This is a genomic window from Sphingomonas oligophenolica (genome assembly GCF_006438955.1).
Lineage (GTDB): Bacteria > Pseudomonadota > Alphaproteobacteria > Sphingomonadales > Sphingomonadaceae > Sphingomonas > Sphingomonas oligophenolica_A.
On sequence record NZ_RCZK01000026.1, the window covers coordinates 1 to 10,979 of the forward strand.

Annotated in this window: 10 protein-coding genes; 5 read left to right on the forward strand and 5 right to left on the reverse strand. The window is 65.4% G+C overall.

Annotated features, from left to right (window positions below; all coding sequences use genetic code 11):
- Positions 1 to 266: IS3 family transposase (locus EAH84_RS15185; RefSeq protein ID WP_140869999.1), on the forward strand; the 266-nt coding region annotated here is incomplete at its 5' end.
- A gap of 28 nt (positions 267 to 294) precedes the next feature.
- Positions 295 to 936 carry an IS21-like element helper ATPase IstB gene (istB, locus tag EAH84_RS15190; RefSeq protein WP_140872821.1) on the forward strand — a complete coding sequence of 214 codons (642 nt, stop codon included), beginning with the start codon at positions 295 to 297 and terminating at the stop codon, positions 934 to 936.
- Positions 937 to 1,155: 219 nt separating this feature from the next.
- Here istB and EAH84_RS15195 read toward each other — a convergent pair whose 3' ends face one another.
- Genes EAH84_RS15195 through EAH84_RS15205 form a run of 3 tightly spaced genes read right to left on the reverse strand, consistent with a single transcriptional unit; the run spans position 1,156 to position 5,423 of the window.
- Positions 1,156 to 1,503 carry a P-II family nitrogen regulator gene (locus EAH84_RS15195; RefSeq protein ID WP_140872822.1) on the reverse strand — a complete coding sequence of 116 codons (348 nt, stop codon included), beginning with the start codon at positions 1,501 to 1,503 and terminating at the stop codon, positions 1,156 to 1,158.
- The gene (locus EAH84_RS15200) at positions 1,500 to 4,001 is read right to left on the reverse strand and encodes a DUF2309 domain-containing protein (RefSeq protein ID WP_140872823.1); all 2,502 of its coding nucleotides are present in this window, start codon (positions 3,999 to 4,001) and stop codon (positions 1,500 to 1,502) included. The genes EAH84_RS15195 and EAH84_RS15200 overlap by 4 nt, the downstream gene beginning before the upstream one ends.
- Positions 4,002 to 4,004: 3 nt before the next feature.
- The gene (locus EAH84_RS15205) at positions 4,005 to 5,423 is read right to left on the reverse strand and encodes a proton-conducting transporter membrane subunit (protein WP_140872824.1); all 1,419 of its coding nucleotides are present in this window, start codon (positions 5,421 to 5,423) and stop codon (positions 4,005 to 4,007) included.
- A gap of 98 nt (positions 5,424 to 5,521) precedes the next feature.
- On the opposite strand from EAH84_RS15205, the gene EAH84_RS15210 reads away from it, so the two are divergent.
- A complete protein-coding gene (locus tag EAH84_RS15210; RefSeq protein WP_140872825.1) occupies positions 5,522 to 6,385 on the forward strand; it encodes a LysR substrate-binding domain-containing protein in 864 nt (287 codons plus the stop codon).
- Between the two features lie 117 nt (positions 6,386 to 6,502).
- Here EAH84_RS15210 and EAH84_RS15215 read toward each other — a convergent pair whose 3' ends face one another.
- Positions 6,503 to 6,928 (reverse strand): hypothetical protein, encoded by a 426-nt coding sequence (locus EAH84_RS15215; RefSeq protein WP_140872826.1) that lies wholly within the window; start codon positions 6,926 to 6,928, stop codon positions 6,503 to 6,505.
- Between the two features lie 392 nt (positions 6,929 to 7,320).
- Between EAH84_RS15215 and EAH84_RS15220 the strand changes: the two genes are divergently transcribed.
- Positions 7,321 to 9,498 carry a prolyl oligopeptidase family serine peptidase gene (locus tag EAH84_RS15220; protein WP_140872827.1) on the forward strand — a complete coding sequence of 726 codons (2,178 nt, stop codon included), beginning with the start codon at positions 7,321 to 7,323 and terminating at the stop codon, positions 9,496 to 9,498.
- A gap of 152 nt (positions 9,499 to 9,650) precedes the next feature.
- Here the strand turns inward: EAH84_RS15220 and EAH84_RS15225 are convergent, their stop codons facing one another.
- Complete coding sequence (locus EAH84_RS15225) at positions 9,651 to 10,745, reverse strand: AI-2E family transporter (RefSeq protein WP_140872828.1); 1,095 nt, start codon at positions 10,743 to 10,745, stop codon at positions 9,651 to 9,653.
- Between the two features lie 22 nt (positions 10,746 to 10,767).
- Here EAH84_RS15225 and EAH84_RS15230 point away from each other — a divergent pair.
- Positions 10,768 to 10,979 (forward strand): transposase (locus tag EAH84_RS15230; RefSeq protein ID WP_140869304.1); only part of this gene is annotated, 212 nt, incomplete at its 3' end.

A 10,979-nucleotide genomic window follows, 5' to 3' on the forward strand; every position in this document is an offset into this window, starting at 1 on the left:
CGGCCGGCGCCTATGTCGATCACTTGGCCGCGATCGGCGCGACGCCCTCAATGAGCCGCACCGGCAATTGCTACGATAATGCCCCGATGGAGAGCTTCTTTCACACCCTCAAGGTCGAACTCGTCCATCAGTGCCGATGGGCGACACAGGCCGAAGCGCGGCACGCGCTGTTCGGATACATCGAGGGCTACTATAACCGGCACCGCATGCACTCGGCCCTCGGATATCTAACCCCCGAGCAAGCCGAGCGGAGCATGACCGGCTAACCCTGCGTGTCCGCCGAACCGGGGGAATATCAAGCGTCAGTATCCCGTCCAACACGTCGTCGGCGATCTGCTGCAGGCCGAGATCGCCGACAAGCACGCCCGCTCGATCAAGTATCAGATGACGATCGCTAAGCTGCCACTCGCCAAGGAGGTCGCGGACTTCGAGTTTGCGGGCACGCCGATCAACGAAGCACTCGTCCGCGATCTCGCTACCGGGGCGTTCCTCGCCAACCAGCGTAACGTCGTGCTGGTTGGCGGTACGGGCTCGGGCAAGACGCATCTGAGCATCGCCATCGCGCGCAGCTGCATCCGCACCGGTGCCCGCGTTCGCTTCCACAATACCACCGATCTGGTGAACCGGCTCGAGATGGAGGTCCTTCAGGGCCGCACCGGCAAGCTCGCCGAGCATCTGTCGCGGCTCGATCTGCTGATCCTCGACGAACTGGGCTATCTGCCGTTTGCACGCGCTGGCGGGCAGCTGCTGTTCCATCTGATCAGCCGACTCTACGAACACACCTCGGTCATCGTCACCACCAACCTGGCGTTCGGCGAATGGCCGACCGTGTTCGGCGACGCCAAAATGACGACCGCGCTGCTCGATCGGCTCACCCATCACTGCGACATCGTCGAGACAGGCAACGATAGCTGGCGGTTCAAGAACCGAAGCTGAGCGCCGTCGGTGCCGGTGCCAACGAGGATGTCGTTCTGGGGGATGCCGGCTCCGGGCTACGCCCTCCACCGACATCCCCCAGAACGACGGCGCCTGGGTGGTCCCCTTTTATGTGCCGATCCCGGTCCCCGTTCCCGCGCCGATTGACAACCTGGAGTCGGGCGAGGGTCCTGCCTCGACGCGTATTCACACCATACCTCCAAGCCTCGGATTATATTTTCAGCCCAAATCGCTTACAAAATAGTCGGATCGCATCACTTCCACCTGCGACAGGAACACCACGCCGGGACGGTGCTCGAAAATGCCGGCCAGGCCGCTGGTGGCAACGGAGATGACTGCGTGCGTGCCGACGCCGACGAACATCACCAAGCCGGTTTCATCGGAAAAGATCGTGCGCGCCTGGTGGAAGCCCGTGTGACCCAGTCCGGCGACGTCGCGGATCATCGTCCATCCGGTGACGCCGGCGTCGCGCAGCACATGTTCCACGAGCCCGCGATCTTCCGCGTGAACGACGGCTTCCAGCTTGCGCATGCTGTGGAGTTGGAGCGGTGTCGTGCGGTCGGTCATGCTTTGGTCTCCTTTTGGTCGTCGAACGCGGTGTCGCTCAGCCAACAGCGGCGCTTGCCAGTCTCGGGATCGAGGACGACGAGGTTAACCCATCCCCCGCCGAACAGGCGACGCAGGATGGCGTGACCCTCCACCACGGCCTTGACCCGCGCCAGCGGTGCCTCGACGATCGTCAGCAGCCGCTGCGGGATGTGCGCGGGGGTTCCATCGTCGTGGAACAACGATTGATACGGCAGGCCGACGCACAGGTCGCCGCCGTTCCCGCGCACTACACCCAGCCGCCCGATCGGGTTGTGCACCGTCTTGTCGCCCGCGCCGTACCGCCGGTTGTCGATGGTCGAGAACAGATATTGGCAGTTGATCCACTGGGCCACGACCATGGGCGCGGTCAAAATCGTTCCCAGCGCCTCGCCGCTCCCATCGGTGCGCCAATCGTAGCTGTGCAGGAAGGCGCGACCGCCCAGGTCGACGTCGCGGGTCAGCGCGCGCCGCGCAACGATGAAGCTCGCATTGCCGGTCAGCCCCCATTCCGGGCGCACTTCGCCCCAATGGCTCGCGGCGATCGCACAATCCCCCGCGGGCCGCCGAAGGAACGACGCGCGCGCCTGCCGGGTGGCTTCGCCGGCCCGCCCCAGCGCCGCCTGCAGCCGGGCCAGATCAGCGCGATGGCTGTCGGGAAGCAGGTGCAGATCGAACAGCGTCACCGTATCGGTCGTCGTGTTGTGCTCGCCGGCAATGAACCACGTATCCGCAGGCAGCGCGCCGTCGTCGGCCAGCAGCAGGCGGACCTCCGGATCGTTCAGGATCTGCGCCAGCACGCGCGCGTTGGGCGCGCCGCCGTGGCCGGCGCACGCGCCGCAATCGAGCGCGGCGGCATAGGGATTGTTCACCGTCGCGCCGCGATGCCCGGTGAGCACCACCAGCCGCGCGGTCGATCGGGACAGCCCGGTCAGAGAGAACAAGGCGCGGGCGTAGCCGAGCTGGTCCGCGAGCGTCAGCCCGCCACACCCTCCCTCGGTCGCATGCAGCGACGGCGCGAGCGCGGTCCCCGACCCTCGCCAGCGCGCACCGATGCGCGCCGCCACCGTCGGCAACAGGGTGTTGAGCATCATCAGCGCGGCGCTCAACGGGCCGGTCGCTTCCGCGGTGGTGAACGTGGTCGCGCTCCCCGTCTTCAGATCGGCGAACAGATCCGCCGCCGCACGCCCCCGTGTCCGCGCGCGGCGTTCGCGCCGTGCGTCCTCGGCTCGACCCGCAACCGGCGCGAGTGCGAGATCATGTTGCGGCGCGACGAGCACCGGCAATTGCCGAACCCTTGGTTCGCCGGGCGGGTGGATCGCGATCGGCAGACCGAAGAAGCCGGCATAACCGTAGGTGTCGTGATGACCCTCCGCCTCAATAGCGCGGCGAATCGGTTCCGACCGCACGTCGATGCAAAAGACCAGTTGCGCGTCGGGACGGACGGTCAAGGCGTTCATCTGCGCTTCGGCGAGCGGCAGAGCGGCGAGCAGGCGATCGCGATAGCCGCGCTCCGCGGCGATCTGGAACATCAGCCCCAGTTCGGCCTCGTCGATTCCGGCCGCCTGCGCGAGCGCGGGGCCGCCGTCTGCCGGATCGAACCCGAAGTGCCGCGCGAGCGCCAGTTCGACCGCGAGCTGGCGGCAAGCAGACTTCACGGTGGCCAAAGCGGGGTCTGCGCGCTCCATCAGCAGCCAGAGCGCGAGCAAGTCCGCCATCGTCGCGGGGGCCTCGACACGGTCCGCCGGATCGGCATGGTCCAGCCGCCAGCGAATATACCCCGCCCAACCCGGCAGGCGGGCGACGAGCCGGGTCAGCACGCCGTGCCGGTCACTTGCTGCAACGCCCAGCGCATCCAGGCTCTCCGCCACCGCGGTAACTGGGTCCGCGGATGCGGCATCGAGCAGCGGGACGACGTCGGGCCCCAAGCCGACGAAGTGGGCGTCATGACGCAGCAACGCGGTGACCGCGCGCCAGAGCCCGGCCTCACGACCCGGCAGCGATGCCCCGGCCTGGCCGCGGTCGAAAAACGCGCCGCACCATTTGGCGATCAGCGCCGCAACCGGATCCTCTCTATCGGTCGGTTCGGGCGTCACCAGCAGATCGGACGCGCGCGCCATCACGCAATCGACTAGGGTGACGTTGGGACCGAGCAGTTCGAACGCCGAGGTTAATCCACCGAGCCGTTCCACCGCCACCTGCTGCACCTGCCGTCGGTCGACGACGCCGGCCGCGACTAGCCGTCGCCACAGCGGCAACGGCAACGCCGCGCGCGCGCGAAACAGCCGGGCGCCCTCGCGCAGCGCCGCCTCGAAAGACTGGGCCTCAAAACCTGCGAGCGGATTGACCGCGATCGCGCCGTCGAGCGGCCAGAGCGGCGGCACCGCCCGCGCCGCCAGCGAGATCAACAATTCGGTTTCGGGACGACTGGCGCCCGTGGCCACAGGCCTGGCGAAGTGGGTGGTCAGCGATGAGGTCATGGATCAGGCGCTCCCAGGGGATCGACCGGCGTTGAGCAGCCGGACGTAAAGGGCGGCGGGCAGCGGCACGCCGATGATCTGCCTGCGGATCTGAAAGAGCCAGCAGAGCAAAAATATCGCCGCGACGATCACCGGTAGCCAGATACCGCCCGGTGCCACGCCGAGCGGCCGGACCAGCGCCGTGTCGATCGCGGTTACCCCTGCGGCATAGACCGCCACGACACCGACGGCACCGATCCCGAGCCAGCCCGCCCCGGGTCCGCGCGCGACCCGCGTGGCGGTTACTACTCCGGTCGCGATGGCGAGCAGGAGCGGCAGCGCAACTGGCGCGGGAACCCCGACGGCCAACATGGCGATCCCGGACATCGCGGAAGCCGCGATCGCGACGATGACGCCCGCCGGGCGAAGCGGTGCCAATGCCGCCGCGCGCAGGCCGCCAATGGCTGAACCAGATCCCAGAAACAGCCACGCCTTGAACAACCCATGCGCGACCAGGTGCCAGAGCGCGGCGGCATAGCCCCCGAGCCCACAGGTGAGCACCATAAAGCCCATTTGCGCGATGGTTGATCCCGCCAGACCCGTCTTGATATCGGGCCGGACGAGCAGGATGCCGGTGCCCCACAGCGCCGCGATCAGTCCCGCGGCGACCGCGCCGATCTGGACCAGCGGCGCGGCCTCCATCGTGGGCGCGAAGCGGATCAGGACGAACCCGCCGGCATTGACCAACCCGGCGTGCATCAACGCGGACACGGGGGTTGGCGCGGTCATCGATCCGAGCAACCAGTCCGAGAAGGGTGGCAGCGCCGACCGCGCCATCGCGGCCATCAGTATCAGCAACGCCGCGAGGGTAACGTAGGGCTGACCGAGCGAGGCGCTGGCCGCAATCATCACCGCCAGATCAAGCGTATGCGCGTGCAAGGCCAGCAGGACCAACGCGACCAGAAGCGCCGTATCGCCCACGGTGAACGATCGGCGAGCCCGCCGCGCTGCATGGGCGGCGGCCTGCCAATCTGATGCGTGACCGATCAACTTGGCGAGCAGTTGCCCGCTCGCCAGCCACGCCGCCGCGAACACCAGCACGTTGCGGCTCCCCACAAACGCGCACACGCTGGCGGCGAGCAGCACGACCTGCACCGCATAGACGCGACGGCGCGGGTCCGCGCGCAAATAGCGGGTGGAGAAGCTCATGACGATCGCAGCGACGAAGCTGGTCAGCAGCGCGAGAACGATCGCCAGCCCATTGCGATCGGGGAGCAACCCGCTGATCGCCAGTGCTGCGAAAACGACGCCCGCACCGACCCCCGTCCACAGCCCGATCGCCGCCACCCAAATCGCGCGCCGATCGGGCACGAGTGCCACTATCGCAGCGACCGCCAGCGCCATGTAGGCGGGAACGAGAGCCCAGGTCATCGGCCAGGTCATGGTGGGGCGTCCTTTCGGGACGCGCTCCTCGCCGGTTCGACAGTCATTGGCCAAACGAGTTATCTTGCTTTCAGCGATAAGTTTCGTAAATGGGACAGATGCCGGTCCGAACCCTCGACTTCGATCTATTGCGGACGTTCGTCGCCATCGCGGATACCGGCAGCTTCACCCGCGCCGGCGAACGGGTTGGCCGAACCCAATCCGCGATCAGCCTTCAGGTGCGACGTCTCGAGGAGGCCGTGGGAACCCCGATCCTCACGCGGGGCCCCCGCCTCGCGCCAACGCTGACGTCGACGGGCGAAACACTGCTCGGGCACGCGCGGCAGATGCTGCGGATGCACGATGCTGCACTTGGTGACCTACGCGAGCCCGAGGTCGCCGGACTGGTCCGGCTTGGCGTTCCCGAGGATTTTGCGACCGCGCATCTGCCCGCGGTCCTGGCGAGTTTCACCGAGGCGCATCCGCGCGTCGATCTAGAGGTGACGTGCGATCTCACCTTGAACCTGCAGCTGGGATTTCGCGACGGCGGGTTCGATCTCGTGCTCGTGAAGCGCGAGCCTGACGTCACGATCCACGGCCAACGCGTGTGGCGCGAACCGCTAGTCTGGGTCGCGCGCGATGCGTCATGCTTGCCGCGCGAGGGGCCTCTACCGCTCATCGCCTCGCCGCTCCCGTGCGTCTATCGCCGCCGCGCCACCGCCGCGCTCGAGGCTGCGGGCCGCAGCTGGCGGGTCGCGTACACGTCAACCAGCCTGGCAGGAACGCAGGCCGCGGTCCGCGCGGGGCTCGGTGTCGCGGTGTTGCCGCAAGAGATGTGCCCCACCATGCTGCGTCCGCTGGGAGCGGACAGCGGCCTGCCCCTGCTTCGCGACACCGAAATCGCGCTGATCGTATCGGCCAGCGCTTCGCCGACCGCACATCGCTTTGCGCAACATATCACCGCAGCGTTGGAGCGGGGGTAAAGCCAAGTTGGTAGCGAACCGCCGATTCGGCTGATAGATGCCGTTTCACGCAAATAGAGAAGCGGGCCGTTCGTGACTGGCTCAAATTAAGCTTAAACGTTAAAGCGGTTGTTGCCATCATCTACCGACCGTTGCCTTCGCCGCTGATTTTCGCAGATCAGCCGGGGGCACAGCTCGTATCGTGGCGGCATATTCCGCGATCAGCACGAAAATCCAGAATTCCGTCCCAGCCCATTTTCTCGCGGCAATGGCCTCAATCACACTGAAGACTAGCAACCCGACACTGAGCATCCGAAATATCAACAGGCTCGTCGTCGGGCTGTCTGCTCGGCGAGAGGCGGTGAACATCATGATCAGGCTCAGCGCGCCCCACAGCAGACACGAGAACAATGTGTCCGCCCGGTAGAATCCGTCCAACGCCGTGATGAACCAGAACAAGCGCGCTATCGCGAACTGGCTCTGCTTCGTCAGCTGGCACAGCTTGATAATTGGCGGGACGAACAGGGTCCGCCCTACCCAACGATCGATTGTGATCAAGAGCATGACAGCGAGATAGGTCTCCCGCCGGCCCGGTGCCACCCCGCCCGATAACTTCCTTTCGATGGAAGATTCGCCGTGAGGAAGCCAGCCAGTTTCAAAAATGCGGCGCGTTAGATTGCACGAACTCGAAAGCTACCCTGACGGCCATCGCTAAAGAACAATGACCCACAATCGGTCATTCAGACGGCGACCTCTGCAGCCCAGAATCGGACACTCATTCATGTGTTTGAACTGGCCTGCACTCGGTAGGAATTCTTCATGCGGAGGAGCTCGAGGCGAGCGGCGTTTGATCCGTCACGTTCCGTTTCGGTTGAAGATTATTGCGGTGGGGTGTCGCGCTTGCGCAAATTTCCGGAAGCCGGCAAAACCGGGTCGCTTATTAAGGGGACGCGGATATGACGATCAATCGGCGGGAGTTGTTGGTCACGACCGGAACAGTCGTTGGGGTTGCGTTGATCCCAAGTCTTCTTCGGGCCGCTGTGGTTATTCCCAAGCCGCCGGTCGCGCGCGTCGTGCCGGTGACCGAGACTTTATTCGGCACCACCCTGACCGACAACTACCGATGGATGGAAACGGCAAACGACCCTGACTGGATGCCCTACATCACCGGCCAGAACGCGACCGCGCGCGCGACGCTGGCGGCGATCCCCGGGCGCGACGCATTGCTTAAGCGGATCTCGGCGCTGTCGGGCGACGCGGTATCGACCAAGACGGTGCAACGCGCGGGCGCGCTGACTTTCATCGAGCAGCGCCCGGCGGGGGCTAACAACTTCAAGCTCTACGTCCGCGGCTCCAAAAGTGGTGACACGATGCGGCTGCTCGTCGATCCCGAGACTCTGGGAACCGCCGACCGTCACGTCAGCTTGGACTGGTGGGCAGCGTCCCCCGACGGCTCGCACCTCGTTTACGGATTATCACCCGCCGGGTCGGAGGAATCAGTCGCGCATGTGATGGTCGTCGCGACCGCGCAAATTCTGCCCGAGCGCATACCAGATACGCCGTATGCCGGCCCGTCGTGGACCAACGACGGCGCGGGTTTCTTTTACAATCAGATTACAGGACCGCGTGAGACGGCCGAGCGATACAAGAATAGCCGGCTGATGTATCACCAAATCGCGACCGACCCGGCGAGCGACCGGCTGATCGCGCAGAACGGCCATAGCAGCTTTCCGATTGCCGAGTACGAGTTTCCGGGAATACAGATAAGCCCCGACTCGGATGTTGCCGTGGCGCTTCTTTTCAACGGCGTCGCGCGTGAACTTACCGCCCATGCGGCTCCCACTTCCGATGTGCTCGCCGGCACCGCGAAGTGGCACAAAGTGTGCGATCCGAACGACAAAATCACCGGGTTCGCCGTGATCGGTGCCGATCTGTATTTGCTTGCCAATACCGGCGCGATCCGCGGGCGCGTGGTCAAAACCTCCGCCCGTGCGCCTGATCTTAAGTCGGCGGCAACGATCTTGCCGATGAGTGCAATTGTCGTCGAGGCGCTGACCGCGGCGCGCGACGGCGTCTATGTTACGACGATGGACGGCGGGATCGAACGGCTGAAGCGGATCGGCCGCGACGATCGCGTTGCCGATGTCGCGCTGCCGTACGACGGACAGATCGTCTATACCTATGGCGATACGGGCAGTGACGGGATTTTCATCAACCTGACCGGCTGGGTCGAGCCGTCGGCCGTATGGGCCATTGATCCAGCAACATTAAAGGCGGCCGATACTCGCATCACGCCGCCGCCGCCAATCGACCTATCGCCCTATGTCGCCACCCGCTTCTTCGCGACCGCGAAGGACGGGGTGAAGATCCCGGTGTCCGTTGTTGCTCGTCGCGATACGCCTAAGGACGGTAAGCGACCGGCAATCGTGTTAGCTTACGGCGCGTATCAATACGGGACATCGCCAGCGTTTGCGGCGCGAAACCTAGCGTTCCTCGATGTCGGCGGAATCTGTGTCGTTGCGGGGGTCCGCGGTGGCGGCGAGTACGGCCGCGAATGGCACGACGGCGGCAAGCTGGCGACCAAGCCGAACACGTGGCGCGATCTGATAGCAAGTTGCGAGGCGTTGATCGCCGCCGGCTGGACGCGCCCCGCCAGCCTCGCGATCGAGGGCGGGTCGGCGGGCGGCATCACGGTCGGTCGCGCGCTTACCGAGCGCCCCGATCTGTTTTGCGCGGTCCTGTCGCTGGTCGGCAGCTCGAACCAGTTGCGCGCTGAATTCTCGCCCAACGGCCCAGCAAACATCCCCGAATTTGGTAGCCAGAAGGACGAGGCTGGCTTCCGAGCACTACTGGCGATGGACGCCTATTCGGCGGTGCGCAAAGGAACGAAATATCCCGCCGTCCTGCTCACCACCGGCGTCAGCGATCCGCGCGTCGCGCCATGGGAGGTCGGCAAGATGACCGCGGCACTGCAAGCGGCGACGGCCAGCAACAAGCCAGTTCTTATGCGGGTTGATTTCGACGCAGGTCACGGAATCGGCTCAACACGCAGTCAGACCGATGATCTCCAAGCCGATGAATTCGCCTTTGTATTGTGGCAGGCGGGGGTCGCTGGATACCAGCCCGCTGGGTGAGCAAGGACCCATGAATGGTCATTCGTTCTGTTGATCCCGCACACCGGAGCCGGACGCTCGTTCAGGTTGTGCTCGCCAGCCGTTCATCTTAAGTAATACAGCTCACGCGGAGCTTCTAACGCGCTTCGCGCTCGTGCCCCAACTACACCGACTTAATGAACTGATTTGCTCGAAGGCACTGGGATACGCTCGATCCATTCCTTCGCCATCAGCAGCAGCGCAGCCATTATGACGGGGCCGACGAACAGCCCGACCAATCCCATGACCGCTAGACCGCCGAACGCCCCAACGAGCGCCATGAGAAACGGCAGCTCGACCGCGCTCCCAATCACGCTCGGCTGGATGAAATTGTCGCCAATCGTCATCACCATCGCTCCGAAAGCGAAGAGGATCGCGCCGGCCAGCACGTGGTCGGTCCCCACCAGGATCAGGCTCGCCAGCCCGAACGCGGCCCATGCCCCGAACGGGATCAGGGCGAGGACGATCGTGAACGTCGCGAACAGCAGCGGCTGCGGAACCCCCGCGATCGCGTAGCCGACGCCGATTACGGCGCCCTCGACGACCGAAACCAGGATCGTGCCGTTCACGGTCGCACGCGCCGCAGCGGTGATGCGCTCGACGAACTCGCCGCCGAACTCGCCGAACATGCCGACGGCGATCAGGCGCGTCTTCGCCGCGATCTGCGTGCCGCGGGCGAGCAGCGACACCAGCGCGAGCAGCGTCACCAGGAACACCGCCGATTCCTTGGCGACCTCAGCGCCGATCGAGCGCGTCCAGCCGATGACGGACGCGGCGCTGACGGTCCCGAGCAGCGCGTGCGCCGCCTGCGGATTACCGATATGCTGCTGCCAGTATTGCGCAATCCGGGTGCCAACGAGCGGCAGGCCGGGCAGCCAGACCGGCGGCTGGATTCCGAACTGCTGAGCGTGGCTCAGCCACGCGAGCGCCGCGTCGCTTTCTTGTGCGAGCGAAACCGCCGCCAGCGACAGCGGGAAGATGACGAGCAGCGCCGTCGCCAGCGTGAACCCGACCGCCAACAGCCCCCCCCGGTTCGGAAAGCGGGACAGTGCGCGAACGAACAGCGGCCATTGCGCGATCGCCAGAACGGCGGCCCACGCGATCGGGGTCAGGAACTCGGACGCTACCCACAAGGACAGAGCGACGATCACGACCGTGAGCCAGATCAGAGGTGGCTCGGGAAATCTGAACAGCGGGGATAAGTGGATTGCCGATCTGACCGCGGCCATGTTGGCCGCCCCAGGAGGCAAGATGAGCAAGCGACCCCGCCGGAATCACAGCCCGGCGTTTAAGGCCAAGGTAGCTCTGGCTGCCGTGAAGGGTGAGAAGACGCTGGCCGAGTTGGCGCAGCAGTATGACGTGCATCCAAACCTCATCAACCAGTGGCGATCCCGGCTGCTGGAGGGCGCGGCGGACGTATTCGGATCGGAGCCGGCCGCGAGCGAACCGGCGATCGACGTGAC